Here is a 24438-nt window from a genome sequence, read left to right on the forward strand (position 1 = left end):
AATGCCTCCGCAAACGTAGTAATACCCGTAGTACTGGTCCTGCCTGTAGTACTACGGGGGTTCAGCTGACCATTGCCGGTAGGGCGTCGGTGGTGAGCACGCTGATGTGTTGCCAGTAGATCCAGTCGGTGATGGCGGCGCGTTGGAGTTCGGGGTCGAGCGCTGTTTGGGCTTTATGCAGGGCGACGGCTTGCAGATGGTCGGCGTAGGTGATCATCGCTTTGAGGTGGGCGCCGGCGCGGTCGGGGTTGGCGCTCAGTAGCGGCTTGCACACTTCGAGCAGCAGGTTGATCCGGTTGTCTGGTGGTGGGGTGGCGTCGGCGGGGGTGGGCGGAAGGAGTTCGGCCAGCCCGGCTGGTCCCACCGTGGCGAGTTTGGTGGCCACGGCTGGGGCGATGACTTCAAGTCGGCTGCGGCCCTGCATCTTCCCGCTTTCTGGCATGTCCTCCGGGGTGAGGATGTCGCGGGCGGCGCCGAGGTCGAAGCCTTTGAGGTTTGCTTCGGTGCCGATGACGGCCTGCAGGGTGACGTTGTGGTGGCGTACCCATTCCTGCAGGGCGAGCAGGGGATAGGTGGCCCAGGTGCCTCGGGTGGAGGCGGGGATGGATTCGTCGGCGGAGACCATCTTGACCTGTGGCGGCAGTTGGACGTGCTCGGGGATGTAGGCGAGCCCGTAGTTGTTGGCGACCAGGATCTGACCGTCACCGGTGACGCCGGCGATCCAGAACAGGCTGGGGTCGGTGATGTCGACGTTGAGCGCGGCGGCGATGTGCCGGGCCAGTTGGCGTGGATTGTTTCCCTTGCGGCGCAGGGCTCCTGCGGTCGCTGCGGCGGCAATGGCATCGCGTTCGGCGCGCGCGGCGGAGATGGGGACCGGCGCGGCCGCGGCGCCCGCGGCGCCTTGGCTGGTCGAGGTCGGTGCGATGGCGGGGCCGGCGGTTCCGGCCGTGGGTGCGACCGGTGCGGCAGGAGCCGGTGTCGACGGGGGTGCCAGTGGCATGGGCGGGGCGCCGGCCGGTGGCGCGGCGGGCGCCGCGGGTGCGGGAGCGCTGGGTGTGACGGGTCCGCTGGTGTGGTTGACTGCGGCGGCCGGCGAGGTGGCACTCGACGTGTCGGGCGGTTGGTAGACCGCGGGTGCCGGTGTTGCCGGTGCCGGGGACGGCTGTCCTAGCGGTGCTTGGGTCAGCGGAGGTTGCGTTGAGCCGGCGGCCTTGGTGATGTCGTTGAAGCCCTTTTGGAAGTCCTGCTGGGGCGTATTGACCGGTGCGGCAACGGATCCCGCGGCATTGCCAGCCGAGGCTGCGGGGGATTGGGATGTTCCGCCGGAAGCTCCACCACCGCCTGAACTGCTCCCGCTGCCCAAGCCGCCGCCTCCGGAAGATGAACCGCCGCCCAGGCCGGGTGATGGTGCCGAGGTCCCCGTTGAGTTGAAGTTCGTCGTCGGTGCGGGATGAGGGCTCGAGCCCACAGCCGCCCCAACTGGCGTTTGCGGACGACCGACTCCTGGCCCGCTCAATGGCGGAGGAGTAGGTGCCGCTCTCGGCTGCTCATCTAGTTTCACCACCGGTGCTGCTGGGGGCGGGGTGTTATCGGAAACAGGGGTACCGGGAGGCGAGACCGGCTCTGGTTCCATATCTAGGTTGAGAGTCGGCGCGGCAGGCGGCGGCGCCTTGCTCTCCCCTGATGCCAGTGTGTCGGGATCGGGGGCACCACTGGTCACATCCCTGCGACCATTGACGAAGTGGACTGGTTCCGGGTCGGGCCTCCCGTTCGGCTGGCTGGTTGGTGCGGGCACGGTGTCGCCGGACCTCGGATCTTCTGGAAACACCATCTCGGGTGGAGTACGCAGGATCCGGTCTAGCGAAGTCTGTAGCTGACCTTCGCTTGGTTGCCACCGATCCAGCCGCGTGGAGATTGCTGTGTTCTCGACGTCGGCCACGTTAGCTTCTCTTGTCAATCGGACTAACTCATCTATACGCTTCTGCCTCACATCGGGCTTAAGGCTTGACGATTCAAGCTCGCTGATCTCGGCCGTGGCCTGGATTACTCTGTTGAAAATCGAAATTTTCGTATTTAAAACTTGTGTGAACGTATTCGTGTACCACGATATCGTGCGCACAAGACTCAGCTGCTGATTTCTCATAGAAGCAACACTCTTCGATGTGGCTTCGGTCGCCGAGTTAGCGCCTGGCCCCGACCAGATGGCCCCCGAGGTGAGCTCAGTGTGCTCGCGTAGCCAATTTTCAGAAGCCTGCGTGAGGCTCCGGAGTGTGTTTATAAGTGCCTGCGCCTTTGCCGCTATTGCTTGTTCATCAACATCGGGCCACCCGCCTGGAGTGATCATTTCATCGGCGTATTTACCTGACGGTTTCGAAAACCCCATAAAATCTAACTTTCAGCGTATTCACATGCATAGTAGATCGCGAAGTTTGCATAATTCGCCACAGAAGATAAATAACTGTCAGCGCTATTATAGCTGTCGATAGAGGCGGCAAATGCGTCCCAATACACCGATGATAAGGACGACAAATCAAAAAGGGTTGGGTTGCCACTCCGCTTGCCAAGTGCAAGTAGGTCTACTGCGTACTTCCGCATAATGTCTGCTGACTGATCCATCACGCGGCGTTGTTCCGCGGTCCACTGACCTGCCGTTAAGTTCGGATCGATGGCTTGCCATTGAGTGACGTCCGAATCAAACTTCCGCGAAACGTCTTTCCAATCCTTGCACACAGCATTTCCGGTGTCGCCAATGAATATTGATGGAGAGTTCACGTCGATTGGTCGATGTTCGACATCGGGAGGACTTGGAGTCGAAACAAAGGGAACTCGCGCTGCGGCAGATCCGTAATCGATCGCCGCGCAAATGGAGACGATAGCTCCAGCCAAGTCTGTGGTCACCACCGCGAGCGCATTGTCGCGCTCGGTATACGTAGGAAGGGAGTCGGCATATGCCCGCCAAAAGGCAATTGCTTGCAAGTACAACTCGCGCATTGCGCGGTGAGGTGTGGCCTTGGCTAGTTCCACGGTTTGGTCGGCAGCTCGCCGCATTGCGTCCGCAACATCTTGGTAAACCGAACGCTGGCTGTCGGTCCACTCTGAGGCCGGGATTGTTATGTCGCGTTCGGTCCAGCCCATTTTTTGCCGCTGCGATAATGAACTGATAATCGGTCGGGAGGGTTCGCACGTAGGGTCTTCTGTGATGACAGACACCGGCCCCGTATCGTTCGCGCTTGCAACGTCGGACTCTGAAGGAGTCGACGAGGTTGCTTGAGTTGTATCGCCACTCCGTGTGAAGAGAAGGGTAGCCCCCACGGATATAGCAACCACAAGCAAGACAGCAATGCCAATTAGCAGCCACTTGATGCTGTTTTTCGGTGGCGGAGGAGGCGGCGCCCAGCTAACTTGCTGTAACTGTCCGTGTCCGTATTGGGGTTTCGGGGGATCATCCTGATGCTGCGAACTCGGCTGTAGCGGATCCCAACCCGGCGGAGGCAGGTTGGTCATCGCAGCCTCCTTTCACTTCCGTGCGCAGTCACCGATCCACCTCAATCTTCGACCATCATCATCGGCGGATGCTATCCACCCTTGACCTACCCGCCACTTTAGTTGATGGAAGAGAGTGCGTGGAGCGCAAGTTTCGCGGTGAAGCTTGCGTACGTGAGCTGTGTTCATCGCGCTGCGGAGAATCCGAGAAAAAGAGTCTTAGGAGTACGGTGTCGGTGAGGTTACGGCCCGATCGGGTTGCGCGCTAAACGATCCGTGGTGTGTGGGGATACTCAGTATTGACGAGCCTCAGTTCCGCTGGGCCGGTGACGTGTCCTGACCATCCCTGGGCGACCTGGAGCGATCTATGGCGAGCGTCTAAAGGCAGGGAGGAGTCAGTTGTTTCATAGTGGAGTGATGATGTCTGGCTGCTCAATGTTCGGGATGATGCCCGTTGGAGCGTGCCGCTGAATCCCCTGGGTCATGTATTTCATGTCGAATCAGCACGTATTTCAAGTCACTTGCCTTTATATCCTTGTGAAGTAGCGGCCACGTTTTCTGAACAAGTGCATCTTGGCTGTTCGGTACGTGCCTACTCAGGCCACCCTGGTTCTGCTGGCTCCACAGGTGGGGGGCTACGAAGTGCGGTACTTGCCGACCTCAACCGCTGTGCTGCGCTAGCTGGGTATCGGTCAAGGCAACGTTGGCGCATCGACTCCTCTACACCACGGGCTTCCGACTCGAGCGTCTTAATCTCTTGGCTGTCAGGCGCAAGGTCCCGGTGATCACTATCAACCCAGGATTTCACGGATTGGAATCCGGTAACAAACCACGGGCCGAACACATCGCCTGTTGGTGCTGGAAGTGGACCTCTTTGTGGCTGCGTAGGAGATTTCGGAGCCCTAGCCGTTGTCGGACCTTCGGTCGAAAACTCGATCCTCCAAACATCCATGTTGGCATTGTCGGCCTTTTGTGCCGTGCTGGACAGTTCAGCTTTAAGCGGGATGAACGATTCGTTGTCGGGCATCTTTCGATAGGCTGAAAATGTTGCATCACAGACGAATGACCTAAAACCATTTGGTATCGGGTCAATCTGTAGAACGTGAAGGTCTTCGTGTCCATACATCTGCTGCTGGTCTTGCTCTGGTCCACCTAAGAACGCGTGTGTCATCCGATTTGCCTGAGGTAGTGCGAGCCATTCGGGCGTCCATGGCTCCACGTATGCGGGCGTGGCACGGTCGTAGCCTGGGTAGCCAGATTTTTGGTTGTTGGTGTAAGAGATGGCCAGCCACGACTCTAGGTACGCACGCAATGGAACAGATTCGCCAGTTGTTAGATCGATCCCAGGCTCGGATGTCCAGCGAAAGCGGAAGTTGTCCATTCGCTCAGGCCAGTTCGGTGTAGTGAGATCCTCTTTTGGCCCTTCTTGTGACGGTGACGTACCGCATGAAGTCAATACAGACACAGCAATGATGGCTGCGAGCGCGGCCTTGCGGGGCGGCTTAAGAACCGGCATTTTTCAGCTCCTCCAGCTCGTCGTCGGAAATTGTGAGTCCTGTTTCGTATGCCGAGGTGTAGAGATTGAATCCCATGTCGTTTCCTTTGGCCAGTTCCGACAGGTACGTGGTCATGGCTGTTGTGGCGCTGGCGTTGTTGTTGAACGGATCGAGGGCCCCGTCACTCATGTATTGGTCGAGTATTGCTAGATCGCCTGCGCCTTTTGCTGCTGCGTATGCGGTCGCAAGGTGTATCACTTCATTGATGTTCTTCGCGGGCAGGTTCGGGTAATCCTCTTTTGGTGGAGCGCCAACGAAAAAATCACGCAATGGATCGCCCGGCAAGGCGTCGTACACGGAGATTACGTCGCCAGCTTTTGGAAATAGACTGACACCGTCGTGAATGGTGTCGTACCAAAGGGCTCGGGACTGCTGTGCTGCGGTCGCTGCGGCCTGCTTGTCTCCGGTCTGATCGTACTGATTCAAGAATTCGCCTTGGTCCATCATTCGTTGTAGATAGCCTGCAGCTTGCAGCGCTCCGGCATCGGGTGCTTGCCCGTTGACGAGAGAGTCGGAGTACTGGCTCACGTAGCCCTTCCACAGGTCTGTTGCCGCGCCGTTGAAGTCCTTGTTAGCGACTGGATCTGAATCGATGACTGCAAATAGTCCCCGCGTCACATCCATGTTGGCATTACCGCCCGGCTTGTTGAGTCCATCAAGTGACTCAAAGCCTTTGGTGTCGTTCACATTCGCATTGAACATGTCGTCGATATACGGGATGTTGGCTTGCGCGAGTGCCTGCGTCAGTGCGGGATTGATCTGGCCGAGCGATTGCTTGTCGTGGATATTAAGTAGCTCTTGGTAGTTCTGACCTGTGTATATGTCGACAGCGTGCATAACTTGGCCTGCGCGCTCGGATGTATCGGCGGCATCGGGGAACAGTGTTCCAGCCGCCAGGCCATCATCGGCCCAGTCGTGTTTAAGTAGGTCGCCAATGAACTCATTGTTGGGAGAGGTGCCTCCCGCTCCGGCAAGCGCCTCATGGACGGCAATTGGATCATGGGAGGCAGCCGATAACATGTCCTGTAGTGCGGGATCCAAGTTCTCATGAGCCCAACCCGTGCTGCCGAAGGTAGGCCAGTCTTTGCTCTCGAAGTTTTCGAGGAGCTCGCGGGACTCGGCGAGCAGCCCGTCGTTTAGAGCGCTTCCCCGTTGTAAACTAGGGTCGCCGTACTCGGCGATGGCGGCAATGTCTCGATATTCATCGAGGTAGTTATAGGGCTTATTTGGGTCGAAAGTGTCGATGACGATGCGTCCGTCAGGAAGCGTCTTTTGTTCGGGCAGTTGCGAATCGATCAAGGGCGCATCAAAGATGCTCTGGATGCTCTGTGGTAGGTTATCTTTTCCGCCGTTCAGCGGAACGTAACCGTGTTCGCCAGGCTTGAGCGTAGTGCTGGCGCCTTCAGTATGCACCTTGTCGCTGCCGACGATATGCAGCGCGTTCGATACTGCTTGCGCTTCGCTGGGCGGAAGTTTTGCGAGTATTGATTTGATCTCAGCTGGGGATTTTCCGTCGAGCGAACTCGACAGTCCATTCAGGTATGCCATCTGATGTGGCGGAATGGTCAAACTACCGTTGTTGAGGTCAGCTTTCTCATCGGCTGAGAGCGAGGCAGCATCTTTGAGGCGCTCTGACTCCTCAGGTGTGAGTTGGCCATCGGCCAGCGATGCTCCGTCGCTGCTGCCTAAGTTGGTGCCTTCGTCGATCTCGCGTTTGAGTCGATCGTTGGCGTTCTCCTCGGTCGCGCCGTCCCCTTCAAGCGCCTCTTCGTTGCTCACCAGCTGCACTTCATCGTCCCGCTGCTCGGGCTTGTCCTCCTTGCCCGCGCCACCGAACTTCTGATCCTGCAACGCATCCCATTCGGTGCCCAGCTTGGTGATGTCACCGGCCACCCGGTTCAATTCGGAATTGGATGTGCTGACGATCCCGGACAGCTCGCCGAGGCCCTTCTGCACGATCGGCAGTATCAACTGCTCGCGATTCTTCCCGGGTGGCACCGATGCCGCGGCGTCGACCACCCACTGGCGCAGATTGTCGAGGTTCTGCCGGCCGGTGGCGACGACGTTGGCCGACTCGTTGACGTGGCTGGCCAACCGCTTGTCCAGTACGGCCAGCTCGCCCAGCACCCGGGCGTGTTCCTTGTTCACCTCGCCGTAGGCGTTGGCGGCCGTGCCTGACCAGGCTGACCCCGGTGCGGCGGTCTGCACCGTGGACTGCAGCTGCTGCAGTTGTGCGCTCTGGTCGAACTGCTCACCGGTCTGGGGGACCCCCGCCCCGAACGTCCGGCGAGCCTTGTCCCACGTCGACAAGAATCCCTCGAGCGCACCCACCTGATCTCCGTCCCCCGATCCAGCCCTTTGAGTCTATTTGCCGGACGATGCCAGAAAGTGCACCTCTTTGGGAGAGGCTTGCCGAACCGTAAAACGGCAAAAGTGACAAAACCGGGACCGCTCCCTCGGTACCCTGCCGCTGTGGAGCTGACCCTGCAACGCATCGGCGCCTGGTGCGGAACCGTCATGATCCTGCTCTACGGCGCCAGCTTTTCCGGTATAGCCCAACTGTTCCCGCCGCTGTCACCGGCCGCGTCCGCCGACCAGATCGCCGCCTTCTTCGTCGACCACAAGCTCTGGATCCGGTTCGGTGTGTCGGGCGCTCTGCTCAGCGCCGTAGTGGCGCTGCCGTTTCTGGCCGCCATCATCTTGCGGATCCGACGCGCTGAGGGCGGCTGGGGGATGCTGTCGATGACCCAGCTGATGGCCGCAACCGTCTTCGTGCCGGCCCTGCTGTTCCCGCAGTTCTTCCTCGGTGTCGCCGCCTTCCGGCCCGAGGAACGGTCCGCCGAACTCACCCAAGCCCTCAACGATGTGTTCTGGCTGTGGTTCATCGGCATCGTCGGCACCATCATCGTCCAGAACCTCACGCTGGCCGCTGCCGCATTCATCGACAAGGGTGACCCGCCGACCTTTCCGCGCTGGTACGGCTACCTCAACCTCTGGGTTGCCACGCTCTCACTACCCGGTTGCGTGGTGGTCGTCTTCAACGATGGCCCGCTGGCCTGGGACGGTGTCTTCGCCTTCTACATTCCCGGCCTGGTCCTGGTGGTGTGGCTGTTCAGCACCACGGCAGTGATGCTGAAATCGATCAGCGCCGAACAGGGCGCGCGGGCCCGCGCGTGAGCGCCATGGCCACGCCAATCGTTAACCGGCGCATCCCCGGTGAAAGCGGCACCTGGGTCTTCCTGTTCGGCGACATGCTCTTGTTCGGCGCCTTCTTCGTCACCTTCCTGGTCGAACGCGCCACGGCGCCGGAGGTGTTCGATGCGGCGCGCACCACCCTGCACATCGGGGTCGGTGTCACCAATACCCTTGTGCTGCTGACCAGTTCGCTCTGCGCGGTGCTGACCATCAACGCGATGCGCGCCAATCAGCACGCCATCGCGACGAGGTCGGCGGCCGCCGCGACGGTGTTGGGTATGACCTTCATCGCGCTCAAGGTCTACGAATACGTCTCGCTGGGTGCCGCGGGACACGGGCCGGGCGCCAACGATTTCTACCTGTACTACTTCATCCTCACCGGCCTGCACCTGTTCCACGTGTGCCTGGGTCTGGGTGCGCTGTCGTTCGTGCTGAGCCAAACCCGCCGACACGACCTGAGCGACACCCGCACCGCGCTGGTCGAAGGGGCAGCGTGCTTCTGGCACCTGGTCGACCTGCTGTGGATCTTCCTCTTCGCCCTGCTCTATCTGGTGAGCTGATGACGGCACTGAAGCTTCTGACGAACCGGGCGGGCGCCAGCTGGCTGTTCCTGGTCGCCGCGACCGTGCTGTCCTGGGCGGTCGGTGCCGTGCACGGCACCGGATCACTGGTGGCGGTGGTGGTGTTGGGTATCGCCGCCATCAAGGTGCGCCTGGTCGGGCTGGACTTCATGGAGTTGCGCCACGCACCGATCGCTCTGCGAGCGGCGTTCGAGGCGTACTGCGTGGGGATGTGGGCGCTGTTGTCGGCGCTCTACCTCTGGCTCTAGACCCGGTCGATCCCACCGGCACGCAACGCGGCCAGGTCGGGTGCGCCGCATCCGTGCAAACACACGCGCAGCTCGGCGATGAAACGTCCCAGCCAATCCTCGACCGCGGCGGCGGACTCGATCGCCGGCACCAACAACGGCTGCGCCACCGCGACCACATCGGCACCCAGCGCGATCGCCTTGGCCGCATCCATGCCCGCGCGGATGCCGCCCGAGGCGACCAGCGGCATCGACGGCAGCGTAGAGCGCACCTCCACCAAGGCCTGCGCGGTCGGAATACCCCACTCGGCCACATCCGGATCGCTCACCGAGCCGTAGCGCACGAACTGTTCGACGCGTGCCCACGATGTCCCGCCGGCGCCGGCCACATCGACGGCGGCCACCCCGATATCGGCCAACCCGCGCGCGGCAACCCCACCGATCCCGTGGCCCACCTCTTTGACCAACACCGGATACCCGACCGACGCGATCACCTGCTGGAGCCGGGCCAGCGACCCGGCGAAATCGGTATCACCCTCGTACTGCATCGCCTCCTGCAGCGGATTGGTGTGCACCGCCAGCGCGTCGGCGCCCACCGATGCCAGCGCATCGCGTAACGACGGCACCACGTCCACACCCACCTGCGCCAGCCCGATATTGCCGATCAGCAGCACATCGGGGGCGATATCGCGCACATGAAAACTGGTGACCGACTCATCGCCGAGCATGATGCGCTGCGAGCCGAGCATCATCCCGACACCGAGTGACTGTGCGGCCGCGGCCAGATGGCGGTTGATGGTGCCCGACAATTCCGAGCCGCCCGTCATGGCGCCGATGAGCACCGGCGCGGCCAGTCGCTTACCGAGGAACTGCGTGCTCAGGTCGATGCGGGCGAGGTCGGTCTGGGTGAGTGCGTTGTAGGGCAACCGGTAGCGCTCCAAACCCGTGCGCACCGTCTGGTACTGGACGGCCTCGGATAGGCAGACGTCGATATGCCGACGCTTGCGCACCTGCATGCGGTCGTCGAAGCCGGGGCCGATGCTCACCGGATCGACATTGCCACATCCGGCCCGACCCGGCGGAGTGCGCCATGAACCCGGCCGTCGGTCCCTGAGACAATGGCCGGGTGTCTGATGCCTTGTGGATCGCGCTCGCGGTCATAGCCGTACTGGTCGTCGTCGCACTGGTCGTCGGACTGGTGCGCTACCGGAAGCGTCGGATCAGTCTCTCCGCTCCCGACACCACCACCGAGATCGACAAGTCGGGTGGTTACAAAGCCTCGACGGGCATCACGTTCAGTTCCTCGACGGCCGCGCCGCCGGTCGAACGGATCGACACCACCGGCCTTCCGGGTGTCGGCGACGACGCGGCAGTGCCGCGGGATGCGCCCAAGCGCACGTTCTCCGAGGTCACGCTGCCCGAGCCGGACGTCGAGACTCCTGTCGAGCCGCCGGTGGAAGAGCCCGCGCCGGTGGAAGAGCCCGCAGCCGAGCCCGAGCCCGCACCGGAACCGGAGCCGGCCGCGGAGGCCGAACCGGCCGCGGTCATCGAACCCATCGCACCCAGCGAGGGCCGCCTCGAGCGACTGCGTGGCCGCCTCGCCAAATCCCAGAGCACGCTGGGTCGCGGCATGCTCGGCCTGCTCGGCGGTGGCGACCTCGACGAGGACTCCTGGGAAGAGATCGAGGACACCCTGCTGATCGCCGACCTCGGCCCCGTCGTCACCCAGAACGTCATCACCGCATTGCGCGCGAAGATGGCCAGCGCGTCGGTGCGCACCGAAGCCGACGCCCGCGCCGTCCTCAAGGACGTCCTGGTCGCCGAACTGCGCCCCGACCTTGACCGGTCCATCCGGGCACTCCCGCACGCCGACAAGCCCTCGGTGCTGCTCGTGGTGGGCGTCAACGGCACCGGCAAGACCACCACGGTCGGCAAGCTGGCCCGTGTCCTCGTCGCCGACGGACGCCGGGTCGTCCTCGGCGCCGCCGACACCTTCCGCGCCGCCGCCGCCGACCAGCTGCAGAGCTGGGCCGCGCGCGTCGGCGCCGATGTCGTGCGCGGGCCCGAGAACGCCGACCCTGCCTCGGTGGCCTTCGACGCCGTCGACAAGGGCATTGCGACCGGCGCCGACGTCGTGGTCGTCGACACCGCGGGCCGGCTGCACACCAAGACCGGTCTGATGGACGAACTCGGCAAGGTCAAGCGCGTGGTGGAGAAGCGGTCCAGGGTCGACGAGGTGCTCCTGGTCCTCGACGCCACCATCGGTCAGAACAGTCTTCCGCAGGCCAAGGTTTTCGCCGAGGTCGTCGACATCACCGGCGTCGTGTTGACCAAGTTGGACGGCACCGCCAAGGGCGGCATCGTGTTCCGCGTTCAGCAGGAACTGGGCGTCCCGGTCAAGCTGGTCGGTCTCGGTGAGGGACCCGACGATCTGGCTCCGTTCGAGCCCTCGGCATTCGTCGACGCGCTGCTCGGATAGCGCGTGCGCAACCCGGAAACACACGTGTAACAGACAACGGGAATCCGTTCACGCACGCGAAACATCGGTGAACCACCGATGAAACGAGGGCAAAAGAGTCTCTTCGGGAGGCCGATTACAGCGGCGCATTTCCCAAGGAGGTTCATACAAAGTGGTTCCTGGCTTGCACGATGTGGCCCTGGCCATACCCGACGAAAATTTCCTGCCGTTCGGCCCCGGAGGTCTGGACTCCGGCAACACGGCATGGGTGCTCGCATCCGCCGCCCTGGTGCTGTTCATGACCCCGGGCCTGGCGTTCTTCTACGGAGGTCTGTCCCGGCAGAAGTCCGTGCTGAACATGATGATGATGTCTTTCGGTTCGCTCGGCTTGGTCAGCGTCATCTACGTGCTGTGGGGCTACTCGATGTCCTTCGCCTCCGCGCACACCGGCGAGACGCCCGGCCTGTTCTTCGATAACCCGTTCTCGCTCTTCGGGGTCAATCAGTTGACCGAGGTGCGCGAGATCAACGGAGCCGAGTCCTACGTGCTCGGCGGCTTCGGCACAGTTCCGGCCATCGTCTGGGTCGCCTTCCAGCTGACCTTCGCCGTCATCACCGTCGCCCTGATCAGTGGCGCGGTCGCCGAGCGCATGAAGTTCGGCACCTGGCTGGCCTTCGGTGGTCTGTGGGTCACCTTCGTGTATTTCCCGCTGTCGCACATGGTCTGGGGCGGCGGTCTGCTCTCCGGTAGCGATCAGGGCCTGGCGGCCAAGCTGTTCGGTGTCGACGAGGAAGGCGCGGCCAACGTCGCACCGATCGACTTCGCCGGTGGCACCGTGGTGCACATCAACGCCGGTATGGCGGCACTGGTGCTCGCCATCCTGCTGGGCAAGCGGACCGGTTTCGGCAAGACCGCATTCCGTCCGCACAACATCCCGTTCGTGATGCTCGGCGCGGCCATCCTGTGGTTCGGCTGGTTCGGCTTCAACGTCGGTTCCGAGGGTGGTGCCGATATGGTTGCCGGCCTCGTGTGGGTCAACACCACCGCCGCCACCGCGGCCGCGATGCTCGGCTGGTTGCTCGTGGAGCGTCTGCGTGACGGGCATGCCACCAGCGTCGGCGCCGCCTCCGGTGTGGTCGCCGGTCTGGTCGCCATCACCCCGGCCTGTGGCAATCTGACCCCGGTTTGGTCGTTGGTCGTCGGTGCGATCGCGGGCATCCTGTCGGCCTTGGCAATCGGCCTGAAGTACAAGTTCGGCTATGACGACTCGCTCGACGTCGTCGGCGTCCACCTGATCGCCGGCCTCTGGGGCACCGTGTCGCTGGGCTTCTTCGCCACCGAAACCGGGCTGTTCGTCGGCGGTGACTACAAGCAGTTGGTGGTCCAGGTCGTGATCGCAGGTGTGGCACTGCTGTTCACCGCGGTGCTGACGACGATCATCGCCTTCGTGGTCAAGCCACTAGGCTGGCGAGTCAGTCAAGAGGAAGAGGCCACCGGCATCGACGAGACCGAGCACGCAGAAACCGCTTATGAACTCGCATGATCGCGAACAATTGACTCCAGTCCTGGAAGGATCGACCATATGAAACTGATCACCGCGATCGTCAAGCCATTCACTCTCGAAGACGTCAAGACCGGCCTGGAGCAGACGGGCATCCTCGGTATGACCGTCAGCGAGGTGCAGGGTTACGGCCGCCAGAAGGGCCACACCGAGGTCTACCGCGGCGCCGAGTACTCGGTGGACTTCGTGCCCAAGGTGCGCGTCGAGGTCGTCGTCGACGACTCGGCCGTGGACAAGGTCGTGGATGTCATCGTCCAGGCCGCCCGTACCGGAAAGATCGGCGACGGCAAGGTGTGGGTGAGCCCGGTGGAAACCGTCGTGCGGGTGCGCACGGGAGAGCGCGGAGTCGACGCCCTCTGATCATCCGGTGATGGAGGTCGTTTCCCGGCCATGTACGCAAGACCGTTCAACGTAGGGCCGGGGGAGGACCGAAATGACTGATCAGACACCAGATCCCGCCGCCGGGGCAGCCCGATGGGAAGCCCCGGCGGCGGGATCGCCGCGTCCGGCCACCGATCTGGCGAAGGCCACCGCACAACTTCTCAACACCGGCGGTAAGCAGTTGGATTCGGCGGGTCTGCGCGACGCGCTGCTCGACCTGCACGAATTCTGGTTGTCCACCAAAGCAACCGAGATCGGCATCACCGCCACCAGCGGATTCGCGATCGTCGCCACCGGGGGACTGGGCCGCGGCGAATTCTTACCCTACTCGGACCTCGACCTCACACTGCTGCACGACAATATGCCCGCCGATGTGGTCAGCAAGGTTGCTGAACTCCTGTGGTACCCGTTGTGGGACGCCAACATTCGCATCGACCACAGCGTCCGGACCGTTCCCGAGGCACTGAAGGTCGCCGGTGAAGACATCGCGGTCGGGATGGCGATGCTCGACGCCCGCCACATCGCCGGTGACGCAGAGCTTTCCGCGCTGCTCACCGGCGGCGCACGCCGGCAGTGGCGGATCGGTATCGCCGGTCGCTTCGAAGAACTCGTCGAACACACCAGGGCGCGCTGGGAGCGCAGCGGTGAGATCGCCCACCGCGCCGAACCCGACCTGAAGAACGGTCGCGGCGGCATCCGCGACGTCCAGCTGCTCAACGCCCTGGCCATCGCCCAGTTGGCCGACGTGTACCCGAGCCGGCTGCTCGCCTCGCCCACCGGAACGCTCGGCGGAGCGCACCTGTCACTGCTCAACGTCCGCACCGAGTTGCACCGCGTCTCCGGGCGTGGACGCGAGCAGGTGCTGGCCCAGTACGCCGACGAGATCGGCGCCGCCCTGCGCATCGGCGACCGGTTCGACCTGGCGCGGGCGATCTCCGATGCCGCCCGCACGATCAGCTACTACGTCGACGCCGGGATCCGAACCGCCGGAAATGCCCTGCCGCGCCGCGGTTTCGCCGCGTTGCGACGCCCGGCGCGGCGTCCCCTCGACGAGGGAGTCATCGAGTTCGCCGGTGAGGTCATCCTGGCTCGGGACGCGCGGCCCGAACGTGACCCCGGCCTGATCCTGCGGGTCGCCGCCGCCTCGGCCATCACCGGGCTGCCCATCGCGGCGCCCACCCTGAGCCGATTGGCCGGTGCGGCACCCGAGCTTCGCACGCCCTGGCCACGGGAGGCGCTCAAAGACCTGCTGGTGCTGCTCTCGGCGGGCCCGACCGCGGTGGCCACCGTCGAGGCCCTCGACCGCACCGGGCTGTGGGGTCGGCTCTTCCCTGAATGGGGTGCCGTCCGCGACCTGCCCCCGCGCGATGTCGTGCACATCTGGACCGTCGACCGTCACCTTGTTGAAACCGTCTCCCGCGCAGCGGCATTGACGACCCGCGTGTCGAGGCCCGATCTGCTGGTGCTCGGCGCGCTGGTGCACGATATCGGCAAGGGCCGCGGCGGGGACCACAGCATCATCGGTGCCGAACTGGCCACCCAGATCGGCACCAGGCTGGGACTGTGGCCCTCCGACGTCGAATTGCTCTCGAAGATGGTGCGCTACCACCTGCTGCTGCCCGACACCGCAACCCGGCGAGACCTGCAGGACCCCAACACCATCGCCTCGGTGGCCGAGGCGCTAGGCGGCGACTCGCAGTTACTGGAGCTGCTGCACGCGCTGGCCGAGGCCGACTCGCTGGCGACCGGACCCGGGGTGTGGGGGGACTGGAAGTCCTCGCTCATCGGTGATCTGGTGCGGCGATGCAGGCTGGTCATGGCCGGTGAACCGCTGCCCACCCCCGATCCGGTGGACCCCCGCTATCTTGAGCTGGCGGCCGATGCCGGGGTGCACGTGGAGATGGTTCCCGGGGAGGGGCCACACATCCACAACGTCACCATGATCGCCCCGGACCGGCGCGGTCTGCTGTCCAAGGCCGCCGGCGTACTGGCGCTCAATGCGCTGCGGGTGCACTCGGCGTCGGTGAACAGCCATGAGGGCGTGGCCATCAACACCTTCGCGGTATCACCGCATTTCGGCACGCCGCCGGCCGCCGAACTGCTGCGCCAACAATTCATCCTCGCTCTCGACGGAGGTCTGGACGTCGCCGACATGCTGGCCCGTCGGGACCTGGAGGCCGCCGCCGGGCAGTCTCGGGCCGGTGAGACGCCGGCTTCGGTGCCGGCCACCAGCGCCACGGCGCCGCCACGCATCCTGTGGTTCACCGGGGACGCCCCCGGTGAACTGGTGCTACAGGTCCGCGCCGGCGACCGGCCCGGGTTGCTGTCGCGGCTGACCGCGGTCATCGAGCGCCGTGGTCTGGACATCACCTGGGCGAAGGTGACGACGCTGGGTTCGGTGGTCATCGATGTGTTCAACATCGTGGTGCCGGCGCTGGGCGAGACGAAACTCGACGAGGTGCGCGCCGAGATGGAACGCGAGCTCTACGCGATGCTGCCGACTCCGCCGCGCAAGGTGTCCGAAGCCAGTTAGCTTGCCGGCGAGACGGTCACCCAGGTGTTGTTGACCGCCGCCGTCCCGGTGTAGGTGTCCACCCGTGTCGGGTCGTGCAACTCGTTGACATTGGCTCCCGGCAAGGTGTTGGCGTGCTGCCATCCCGTGTTGCGATGTCCCCACCCGTGCGGCACCGCGACGGTGCCCGGCCGCATCTCATCGCTGATGTCGACCGGGATCTCGATGCTGCCCACGTCGGAGGCGATACGCACCAGCGCACCCTGAACCAGTCCGCGCGCAGCGGCGTCCTCGGGATGCATGAGCACCGTGCACCTGTTGTTCCCACCGGTCATGGTCGGCGCGTTGTGTAGCCAGGAGTTGTTGCTGCGCAGGTTGCGTCGGCCGATCAGCTGCAGCCGACCGGCACCGGAATCCTCGGCCGCAGCGGCCAATCGGGCGGCCGCGTCGGCGACGAACGCCGCGGGGGCCAGCTGGACCAGACCATCCGCGGTGGCGATGACCTCCCGCAGGCGGGGTTGTAACGGACCGAGGTCGATACCGCCCGGGCTGTCGCGCAGCGCGCGCAGGGTGATCGCCTTGCGGCCGCGGCGCAGCCTGCCGTACGGGCCGGTGGCCAACACCAGGGCCGCGGTGCGCATCGGGTCGACAGCCTTCATCAGCATGGTGCGCAGCGTGGCGGGCATCCGCCGCAGCGGTGCCGGCGCCAGCTCCAGGGCGAGCCGGGTGAGGATCTCCCAATCCTCCATCGCCCCGGCCGGCGGCTCGAAGGTGCGGTGCTGATAGCGGACGTTGTTGCGCACGCTGTAGACGGTGGTGAGCAGGTTGACATCCTCGCGCTCCAACGGCGAGACGGGAGGCAGGATGAAATCGGCGTGCCGACTGGTCTCGGTGACGTACATGTCCACGGCCACATAGAAATCCAGCTGCGCCATCGCCGCGTCCAGGCGTCCCTTCTGTGGGATCGAGGACACCGGATTACCTGCGTAGGTGACCATCGCGCGGATCCGACCGGGACCGTCGGAGAGCATCTCGTCGGCCATCACGACGGCCGGCAGTTCGGATCGGAACGAACGATGCCGTCCCGAGCGGTCGGTGTAGGTGCCGTGTTTGATCGGAAGCCGCTTGGCCAGGCCTGGAACGTCGATGATCGGCGTCGCGAACATGGTGCCGCCGGGGCGGTCCAGGTTCCCTGTCACCGTGTTGATCACCATCACCAGCCAACTGACCAACGTGCCGGTTTCCTGGTGGCAGATACCGATTCGCGCGTAGATGGCCGCCGATTCGGCCGCGGCGTGATCGCGGGCAAGCGCGCGGATCTGCTCGGCCGTGACGCCCGCACGCGGCGCCATGGCCTCCGGGGTGGCTCCGTCGACCAACGCGGTCAGCTCGGTCCAACCGGATGCGATCCGGGCCAGGGCCGCTGTGTCGCAGAGGTTTTCGGTGACAAGTACATGCAGCATGCCCAACAGCAGGAACAGGTCGCCGCCCGGGCGCACCGACACGTGCTGATCGGCCAGCCGGGCGGTCTCGGTGCGTCGCGGGTCGATCACGACGACCGTTCCGCCGCGCTCACGGATGGCCTTGATACGTCGCTTGGCCCCCGGCATGATCGACAACGATCCGTTGGACACCGCGGGGTTGGCGCCGATGACCACCAGTCGGTGACAGCGGTCGATATCGGTCACCGGCATCAGGAAGTTGGAACCGAAGACCTGCCAGGCGGCGTACTCGTGGGGCATCTGGTCGATCGAGGACGCCGTGAAGAAGTTCGGCGTGCGCAGGGCCATCCGCAGCAGCAGTCCGTAGCCGGCGCCGGAACTGTGCGCGGCCGGATTGCCCAGGTACATGCCCAGCGCATGGGAGCCGTGGCGGTCGCGGACCGTGCGGAGCCGACGGCCGATCTCGCGGAAGGCCTCATCCCAGCCGACCGGTTCGAACCGGTCGCCGACGCGGCGCATCGGGGTCCGCAATCGGTCGGGATCGTCGTGCAGTGCGCCCATCGCTGTCGCCTTCGGACAGATGTAGCCCTTGGAGAAGACGTCGGAGGGGTTGCCGGCGATGCGGCTGACGCGACCGTCTGTGACGGTGACGTGGATGCCGCAGTGTGCTTCGCACAGGGTGCACTGGCTGATGTGGGTGGTGCTGTCCGGCTCGGCCGGCGCGGCGCGCTGGGGGAGGGGGAGGTCAACGGTTGTCATGGGGGCCTCCGGCCGTTTCTGTCAGCGGGCGTTGACAGATTAACGCCCGCTGTCGCCCGAGGCCAGAGTGCGCCGTGAGTTCATCATGGCTGACCGTTAGGCTTACCAGGTGTTTGAATCGCTGTCTGACCGGTTGACCGGTGCTCTCCAGGGGCTGCGCGCCCGCGGCCGGCTCACCGACGCCGACATCGACGCCACCGCGCGTGAGATCCGACTTGCCCTGCTCGAGGCCGACGTCTCGCTGCCCGTGGTGCGCGCCTTCGTCGGCCGCATCAAGGATCGCGCGAAGGGCGCGGAGGTTTCCGCGGCGCTGAACCCGGCCCAGCAGGTCGTCAAGATCGTCAACGAGGAGCTCATCGGCATCCTCGGTGGCGAAACCCGCCAGCTCTCCTTCGCCAAGACCCCGCCGACGGTCATCATGCTCGCCGGCCTGCAGGGTTCCGGTAAGACCACGCTGGCCGGAAAGCTCGCCAGATGGCTCAAGGCACAAGGGCACACACCGCTGCTCGTGGCCTGCGATCTGCAGCGCCCCGGCGCCGTGCACCAGCTCCAGATCGTCGGCGAACGCGCGGGTGTCTCGGTGTTCGCGCCGCACCCCGGCGTGTCTCCCGACGGCGTGACCATCGACCAGATGACCACCGGTGACCCGGTGTCGGTCGCGGCCGCCGGTCTGGCCGAGGCCAAGGCCAAGCACTTCGACGTCGTCATCGTCGACACCGCCGGCCGCCTCGGCATCGACGAGGAACTGATGGGCCAGGCCGCCGCGATCCGCGACGCGGTCAACCCCGACGAGACGCTGTTCGTCCTCGACGCCATGATCGGCCAGGACGCCGTCACCACCGCCGAGGCCTTCGGGTCCGGCGTCGGGTTCACCGGTGTCGTGCTGACCAAGCTCGACGGTGACGCCCGCGGCGGTGCGGCGCTGTCGGTCCGGGAGATCACCGGTGTGCCGATCCTGTTCGCCTCCAGCGGCGAGAAGCTGGAGGACTTCGACGTCTTCCATCCCGACCGGATGGCCAGCCGCATCCTCGGCATGGGTGACGTGCTCTCCCTCATCGAGCAGGCCGAGCAGGTCTTCGACGCCGAGCAGGCCGAGGCCACTGCCGCCAAGATCGGTTCCGGCGAGCTGACGCTGGAAGACTTCCTCGAGCAGATGCTGGCCATCCGCAAGATGGGCCCCATCGGCAACCTACTGGGCATGCTGCCGGGCGCCGGGCAGATGAAGGACGCCCTGGCCGCCGTCGATGACAGCCAGCTCGACCGTGTGCAGGCCATCATCCGCGGGATGACCCCCGCCGAGCGGGCCGACCCCAAGATCATCAACGCCTCCCGCCGACTGCGCATCGCCAATGGATCCGGCGTCAGCGTCTCCGAGGTCAACCAGCTTGTCGACCGGTTCTTCGAGGCCCGCAAGATGATGTCGCAGATGGCGGGCCAGATGGGAATGCCGTTCGGGCGCAAGAACGCTCAACGCAAGGCGGCCAAGGGCAAGAACAAGCAGGCCGGCAAGAAGAAGGGCCGCGGCGCCAAGGGACCGACCCAGCCGAAGAACCCGTTGGGTGCCGGTATGCCCGGAGGCTTCCCCGACCTGTCCAACATGCCCAAGGGCCTGGACGAGTTGCCGCCCGGGCTGGCCAACTTCGATCTGTCCAAGCTGAAGTTCCCCGGGCAGAAGTAGTCCGTGCAGCCGCTGCATATCCGGGGCCGAGGGTTACCCGACGGCGAACAGGTGCAGTGGTGGGTGCACGGAGGCGTGCTGTCGGCCGAGCCGATCAGCAACGCGGACACCGTCTTCGGGGCGGATGGGGCCGACGGATGGATCATCCCGGGTCTGGTCGACGCGCACTGTCACGTCGGGCTCGGACCCGGTGGGCCGACGACGGTCGAGGAGGCCGTCGAACAGGCCGAGATCGAACGCGATGCCGGCGCGCTGTTGCTGCGTGACGCCGGCTCGCCGGTGGACACCCGCAGCTTCGACGACCGCGACGACCTGCCGCGCATCATCCGGGCCGGAAAGCACCTGGCCCGGCCGAAGCGCTACATGCCCGGTCTGCCGATCGATATCGAGGACGAATCGCAGCTGCCTGCCTACGTCGCCGAGCAGGCCCGCTGGGGTGACGGCTGGGTCAAGCTGGTCGGGGACTGGATAGATCGGGGCGTCGGAGATCTGGCGCCGCTGTGGTCCGACGACGTGCTGGTCGAGGCGATTGCCGCCGCCCACGCCGAGGGCGCCCGGGTCACCGCGCACGTCTTCGGTGAGGAGGCGCTGCCCGGGCTCATCAAGGCAGGCATCGACTGCATCGAGCACGGCACCGGTATCACCGAGGACACCATCGAGCTGATGCTGGAGCACGGCACGGCGCTGGTCCCGACGCTGATCAACATCGAGAACTTCCCTGGAATCGCCGACAAGGCGGCCAAGTACCCGACCTACGAAAAGCACATGCGCGACCTGTACGCCTCCTGCCACCAACGGGTGGGTGCCGCGCACGAGGCGGGTGTGCCGATCTTTGCCGGTACCGACGCCGGCGGAATGGTCGCCCACGGTCGTATCGGTGACGAGATCGACGCATTGCGCCGGGTCGGGATGACCGCGACGGAGGCTCTCGGCGCGGCGTGCTGGGACGCGCGGGCCTGGTTGGGCCGTCCCGCGCTGGCCCACGGCGCGTCGGCAGACCTGCTGTGTTTCCGCGAGGATCCCCGCGAGGTCGGCGTGACCAACCCCGACCTGGTGCTGCTGCGCGGGCGGATCTGGCGCTAGCCGGTCGGCGCGCAGCCATGCCCGGACGGGTCAGTACACGTCGCGCACGTAGCGGTGACTCTTGATCAGGTCGTTGACGAAGGCATGCGCACCTGCGGCGTCGAGATCGCCGCAGCGGGCGACGATATCGTGTAGCGCCGCGTCGACATCCTTGGCCATCCGGTCGGCGTCACCGCACACGTACACGTACGCACCGTCGGTCAGCCAGCGGTAGAACTCCTCGGCGTTCTCCTGCATCCGTTGCTGCACATAGACTTTGGCCTCCTGATCGCGCGAGAACGCCAGATCCAGCCGGGTCAGGACCCCGGAGTCGGTGAACTCCTGCAACTCCTCGCCGTAGAGGAAATCGGTATCGCGACGACGGTCGCCGAAGAACAACCACGCCGGACCGGTCGACTCGGTCGCGCGGCGCTCCTGCAGGAAGGCACGAAACGGTGCGATGCCGGTGCCCGGGCCGATCATGATGATCGGGACGTCGCCGGCGGGTAGCCGGAAATGGGTGTTGGGACGCAGGTGCACCAGCACGTCCTCGCAGCGATCGGCAAGGAACGTCGACGCCACCCCACCGTGGGCGCGCCCATCGAGGTCGTAACGAACGCTGGCGACCGTCAGGTGCACCGCGGCGGGATGTTCCAACGGGCTGGAGGCGATCGAGTAGTCGCGGAACTGCAGGGGGCGCAGGGTGTCGAGCACCTCGTCGACGTTCAGGTCGGCCAGCGTGACGATATCGAGCACATCCTTGCCGTACAGCCACGAGTTCTCGGTTCCGCCGTGGGTGTCACCGGACTGCAGCGCCGCCGACACCTCGGCATCGGTGGTGCGGCCGGCGGCCAGATTCAGCAGTGCTCGCGAGGGCGTGCGGATCTCGAACTGTTCGGTCAACAGCACGCCGAGCGGCTGCTCGTGTCCGGTGACGGCGTAGTCGGCGCCGACGCCGAACGCGGCCAGCAGCGCCTCGACCAATGCGGGGTCGTTGGTCGCGTGCACCGCCAGCGAATCACCGGCCTGGTAAGCGATTCCGGTTCCGGCCAGGTCGATCTCGTAGTGGCGGACCTCCTTGTCCGACGCGGTCGAATTGAGCCAGCGATTGACGGCCAGCCGCGCGCGCACCGGCACGTTGCGCTCGCGCGGTTCGCCGCGTTCGGGGGCCGGCACCGCCGCGGGCTGCGGTGCCGTTGCGCCCTGTTGTGCGCTCATCACCTTGATGATGTCGGCGGTCCACGCCTTGGCGGGCTCCTCGTAGAACCCGTCGACGTCGACACGGTCGACCATGCGTTGTGCGCCGAGCGCCTCGAGCCGCTCGTCGAGCAGCTTGCCGGCGTTGCAGAAGAATTCGTAGGAGCTGTCACCGAGCGCGAGCACCGCGAAGTGCAGATGCTCCAGCCGGTCGGTGTCGGCGCTGATGGCCTCCCAGAACAGGGTGGCCGAGTCGGGGAACTCGCCCTCGCCGAAGGTCGATACCACCACGACGAAGTGGCTGGCGTCCTGCAGCTGGCCGAGCTCGATCTGGTTGAGCTCCACCGCCTCGGACTCGATGCCGATTTCGGCGATCGACTCGGCGAAGGTCATGGCGGCGTCCTCGGCGTTACCCATATCGGTGCCGAACGCGACGATCAACGAGATATCAGCTTGGCCGGACAAGGAGTCCCCTTCGGTCGTGCGTGGGACGGCTGTCCGACGCTCAAATTAGGGTGACCTTACTTGTTTGGCCGTCGATTGTGCGAGCCACCCCGGTCAGGGTTGGCTGAAACCCCAGTCGAGAAGGCTGATCGCCTGGCCGTACAGATCACCCGAGCCGTACATCTGTACCACCACGAGCCTGCGGTCGCCGCGTTGGGCGGCGCCGACGTAGGTTTTGCGGGCCAGGTTGGTGAAGCCGGTCTTACCGCCCAGATCACCGGGGTAGCGGGTGAGCAGCTCGTTCTGGTTGGCCAAGGTGCGCCCGGGAAACGCCGCCGATCTCGAACCCATGATCTGGGCGATCAGCGGATAGCGCAGCGCGGCGCGGAACATGACGGCCAGATCATGGGGTGTGGTGACCGACTCCCAGCCCGGGCCGTCCAGCCCTGAGGGCGAGGATGCTCGGGTGTTGCGGGCACCGACGCTGGCGGCCTTTCGGTTCATGGCAGCGACCGCGTTGCGCTGGCCGCCCAGCATGTCGGCGAGCATGTTCGCCGAGTCGTTGCCCGACACCATGAGCAGCGCGCTGAGCAACTGGGACACGGTGTAGGGCTGGCCGGGAGTGAGTCCCACGCACGAGCATTCGACCTTGGTGTGCGACGTGTTGGCTCTGGCGAAATTGTCCGGCCGCAGATTGTCGAGCACCGTCATGGCCAACAACACCTTGATGGTGCTTGCCGGGGCGTAGGAACCGTGGGGGTCGTTGGCGGCCAGAACCCGGCCGGTATCCAGATCGGCCAGCAGGTAGGCCTTGGCGGGACCGTTGGTGAACGTCTGGGCGCCAACGGGTTCCACGGCGGGCGCGGCGTGAGCGGGCGCCGCGATGACCGTGCTGAGGGCGAGCGCGGTCGCCGCGAGCAGATGCCGCACCCGCGTGAGCGTACGGTCGGCAGGACTCGAACCGGTCTCCGTCCGGTCTCGACTCCGACGCCGGTCGCCGACTACAAGGCGCCTACTACAAGGCGCCGACGCCGACGGCGCGGTCCTGGGCGAAGCCCCAGTCCAGCAACGCCGACGCCTGATCCCAATAGGTCGGACCGCCCTCGCGGACGAGGCCGAACATCATCGCCACCACCAAACGGCGTCCGTCCCGCTGGGCCGCACCGACGAAGGTCTTTCTCGCCATGTCGGTGAACCCGGTCTTGCCGCCCAGCATGCCGGGGTAACGGGTCAGGAGCTCGTTCTGGTTGACCAGGACCCGGTCGCCGTTGCGACCGGGAAAGACCGCCGTCGGCTGTGCGGTGATCGCCGCGAACGCGGGATTGGCCATCGCGGCCCGGAAGATCACCGCAAGGTCGTGCGGCGAGGACCAGATGTCGATACCCGGCCCGTCCAGCCCTGAGGGGGAGCCCGCTGTGGTGGCGCGGGCACCGATCGCGGCGGCCTTGGCGTTCATCTTCTCCAGCGCCGCCGGCCTGCCACCGAGCATCGTCGCCAGCGTGTTTGCTGCGTCGTTGCCCGACACCAGCAGCAGACCCTCCAACAGCTGACGCACCGTATAGGTCGCGCCGGGGGCCACACCCGCGCAGTTGCACTCCACCTTGGTGTCGGCCTCATCGGCGACCACCGTCGCGTCCAGCGGCAATTCGTCGAGTGCGACCAGGGCCAGCAACACCTTGATCGTGCTCGCCGGTGGGTGGCGCGTGAACTCGTCTCGGGCGGCCAGCACCGCGCCCGAATCCAGATCCGCGACCACCCATGCCTGTGCAGGTCCATCGGGTATCGGCAGCGAACCCACGGGCTGATTCACCCCGATATCGGCACTGGCCGAACCGGCGCCGATGGTCACCAGGAACAGGGCCGACACAAGACCGGCGACAAGCCTTCGCATGGCTTGTGACC

The 24438-nt window shown here is 65.0% G+C and carries 18 protein-coding genes; 10 read left to right on the forward strand and 8 right to left on the reverse strand.

The window, feature by feature from the left end:
- Window positions 1–61: 61 nt before the first annotated feature.
- On the reverse strand, window positions 62–1000 hold the full coding sequence (locus G154_RS02800) for a hypothetical protein (RefSeq protein ID WP_019513375.1): 939 nt from the start codon (window positions 998–1000) through the stop codon (window positions 62–64).
- Here G154_RS02800 and G154_RS27280 point away from each other — a divergent pair.
- Window positions 999–1127 (forward strand): hypothetical protein, encoded by a 129-nt coding sequence (locus tag G154_RS27280; RefSeq protein WP_023985580.1) that lies wholly within the window; start codon window positions 999–1001, stop codon window positions 1125–1127. The genes G154_RS02800 and G154_RS27280 overlap by 2 nt on opposite strands.
- Before the next feature lie 1261 nt (window positions 1128–2388).
- On the opposite strand, the gene G154_RS26290 is transcribed toward G154_RS27280, so the two are convergent.
- Together G154_RS26290 and G154_RS26715 are read right to left on the reverse strand one after the other, a co-directional pair.
- A complete protein-coding gene (locus tag G154_RS26290) occupies window positions 2389–3504 on the reverse strand; it encodes a hypothetical protein (RefSeq protein ID WP_131701358.1) in 1116 nt (371 codons plus the stop codon).
- A gap of 1481 nt (window positions 3505–4985) precedes the next feature.
- Entirely contained in the window at window positions 4986–7370 is a 2385-nt protein-coding gene (locus G154_RS26715) for an EspA/EspE family type VII secretion system effector (RefSeq protein WP_019511297.1), read from the reverse strand.
- A gap of 186 nt (window positions 7371–7556) precedes the next feature.
- Here G154_RS26715 and G154_RS02810 point away from each other — a divergent pair, with 186 nt between their 5' ends.
- The 3 genes from G154_RS02810 to G154_RS02820 are packed head-to-tail and all read left to right on the forward strand — an operon-like array spanning window position 7557 to window position 9063.
- Window positions 7557–8216, forward strand: a complete 660-nt coding sequence (locus G154_RS02810) for a hypothetical protein (RefSeq protein ID WP_023985581.1) — start codon at window positions 7557–7559, stop codon at window positions 8214–8216.
- A gap of 5 nt (window positions 8217–8221) precedes the next feature.
- Window positions 8222–8794 carry a cytochrome c oxidase subunit 3 gene (locus tag G154_RS02815; RefSeq protein ID WP_031601435.1) on the forward strand — a complete coding sequence of 191 codons (573 nt, stop codon included), beginning with the start codon at window positions 8222–8224 and terminating at the stop codon, window positions 8792–8794.
- Window positions 8794–9063 carry a cytochrome C oxidase subunit IV family protein gene (locus G154_RS02820; RefSeq protein ID WP_019511300.1) on the forward strand — a complete coding sequence of 90 codons (270 nt, stop codon included), beginning with the start codon at window positions 8794–8796 and terminating at the stop codon, window positions 9061–9063. Before G154_RS02815 ends, G154_RS02820 begins: the two co-directional genes overlap by 1 nt.
- Here the strand turns inward: G154_RS02820 and fni are convergent.
- On the reverse strand, window positions 9060–10058 hold the full coding sequence (gene fni / locus G154_RS02825) for a type 2 isopentenyl-diphosphate Delta-isomerase (RefSeq protein WP_031601436.1): 999 nt from the start codon (window positions 10056–10058) through the stop codon (window positions 9060–9062). The two genes, G154_RS02820 and fni, sit on opposite strands and share 4 nt — an antisense overlap.
- 110 nt (window positions 10059–10168) lie before the next feature.
- Here fni and ftsY point away from each other — a divergent pair, with 110 nt between their 5' ends.
- The 4 genes from ftsY (at window position 10169) to G154_RS02845 (ending at window position 15975) form a co-directional block, all read left to right on the forward strand.
- Window positions 10169–11521: a signal recognition particle-docking protein FtsY gene (gene ftsY / locus G154_RS02830; protein WP_019511302.1), complete on the forward strand. Its 1353-nt coding sequence runs from the start codon at window positions 10169–10171 to the stop codon at window positions 11519–11521.
- 172 nt (window positions 11522–11693) lie between these two features.
- Window positions 11694–13043, forward strand: a complete 1350-nt coding sequence (locus G154_RS02835) for an ammonium transporter (RefSeq protein ID WP_019511303.1) — start codon at window positions 11694–11696, stop codon at window positions 13041–13043.
- A 39-nt stretch (window positions 13044–13082) separates the two neighbouring features.
- Window positions 13083–13421, forward strand: a complete 339-nt coding sequence (locus G154_RS02840) for a P-II family nitrogen regulator (protein ID WP_019511304.1) — start codon at window positions 13083–13085, stop codon at window positions 13419–13421.
- Between the two features lie 73 nt (window positions 13422–13494).
- Entirely contained in the window at window positions 13495–15975 is a 2481-nt protein-coding gene (locus G154_RS02845; protein ID WP_019511305.1) for a [protein-PII] uridylyltransferase, read from the forward strand.
- Here the strand turns inward: G154_RS02845 and G154_RS02850 are convergent.
- Complete coding sequence (locus tag G154_RS02850; RefSeq protein WP_019511306.1) at window positions 15972–18155, reverse strand: molybdopterin-dependent oxidoreductase; 2184 nt, start codon at window positions 18153–18155, stop codon at window positions 15972–15974. The genes G154_RS02845 and G154_RS02850 overlap by 4 nt on opposite strands.
- Window positions 18156–18264: 109 nt before the next feature.
- Between G154_RS02850 and ffh the strand changes: the two genes are divergently transcribed.
- Together ffh and G154_RS02860 are read left to right on the forward strand one after the other, a co-directional pair.
- Entirely contained in the window at window positions 18265–19833 is a 1569-nt protein-coding gene (ffh, locus tag G154_RS02855) for a signal recognition particle protein (RefSeq protein ID WP_019511307.1), read from the forward strand.
- A gap of 3 nt (window positions 19834–19836) precedes the next feature.
- Window positions 19837–20916, forward strand: coding sequence for an amidohydrolase family protein (locus G154_RS02860; RefSeq protein WP_019511308.1), 1080 nt, complete (start codon window positions 19837–19839; stop codon window positions 20914–20916).
- 30 nt (window positions 20917–20946) lie between these two features.
- Here the strand turns inward: G154_RS02860 and G154_RS02865 are convergent, their stop codons facing one another.
- From G154_RS02865 to G154_RS02875, 3 genes are all read right to left on the reverse strand, one after another.
- Window positions 20947–22557: a sulfite reductase flavoprotein subunit alpha gene (locus G154_RS02865; protein ID WP_023985582.1), complete on the reverse strand. Its 1611-nt coding sequence runs from the start codon at window positions 22555–22557 to the stop codon at window positions 20947–20949.
- Between the two features lie 93 nt (window positions 22558–22650).
- Window positions 22651–23466: a D-alanyl-D-alanine carboxypeptidase family protein gene (locus G154_RS02870; protein ID WP_019511310.1), complete on the reverse strand. Its 816-nt coding sequence runs from the start codon at window positions 23464–23466 to the stop codon at window positions 22651–22653.
- A gap of 85 nt (window positions 23467–23551) precedes the next feature.
- Window positions 23552–24427 carry a D-alanyl-D-alanine carboxypeptidase family protein gene (locus G154_RS02875; protein ID WP_023985583.1) on the reverse strand — a complete coding sequence of 292 codons (876 nt, stop codon included), beginning with the start codon at window positions 24425–24427 and terminating at the stop codon, window positions 23552–23554.
- Window positions 24428–24438: the final 11 nt, after the last annotated feature.

The sequence above is a fragment of the Mycobacterium sp. VKM Ac-1816D genome (assembly GCF_000416385.1).
GTDB lineage: Bacteria > Actinomycetota > Actinomycetes > Mycobacteriales > Mycobacteriaceae > Mycobacterium > Mycobacterium neoaurum_A.

Bases quoted from the DNA above. Each gene is read 5' to 3' on its own strand.
- G154_RS27280 (WP_023985580.1), top strand. From the start codon at position 999: ATGGGCGGGGCGCCGGCCGGTGGCGCGGCGGGCGCCGCGGGTGCGGGA.
- G154_RS02800 (WP_019513375.1), bottom strand. From the start codon at position 1,000: ATGCCACTGGCACCCCCGTCGACACCGGCTCCTGCCGCACCGGTCGCA.
- G154_RS26290 (WP_131701358.1), bottom strand. From the start codon at position 3,504: ATGACCAACCTGCCTCCGCCGGGTTGGGATCCGCTACAGCCGAGTTCG.
- G154_RS02810 (WP_023985581.1), top strand. From the start codon at position 7,557: ATGATCCTGCTCTACGGCGCCAGCTTTTCCGGTATAGCCCAACTGTTC.
- G154_RS02815 (WP_031601435.1), top strand. From the start codon at position 8,222: ATGGCCACGCCAATCGTTAACCGGCGCATCCCCGGTGAAAGCGGCACC.
- G154_RS02820 (WP_019511300.1), top strand. From the start codon at position 8,794: ATGACGGCACTGAAGCTTCTGACGAACCGGGCGGGCGCCAGCTGGCTG.
- fni (WP_031601436.1), bottom strand. From the start codon at position 10,058: ATGCAGGTGCGCAAGCGTCGGCATATCGACGTCTGCCTATCCGAGGCC.
- G154_RS02840 (WP_019511304.1), top strand. From the start codon at position 13,083: ATGAAACTGATCACCGCGATCGTCAAGCCATTCACTCTCGAAGACGTC.
- G154_RS02845 (WP_019511305.1), top strand. From the start codon at position 13,495: ATGACTGATCAGACACCAGATCCCGCCGCCGGGGCAGCCCGATGGGAA.
- G154_RS02850 (WP_019511306.1), bottom strand. From the start codon at position 18,155: ATGACAACCGTTGACCTCCCCCTCCCCCAGCGCGCCGCGCCGGCCGAG.
- G154_RS02875 (WP_023985583.1), bottom strand. From the start codon at position 24,427: ATGCGAAGGCTTGTCGCCGGTCTTGTGTCGGCCCTGTTCCTGGTGACC.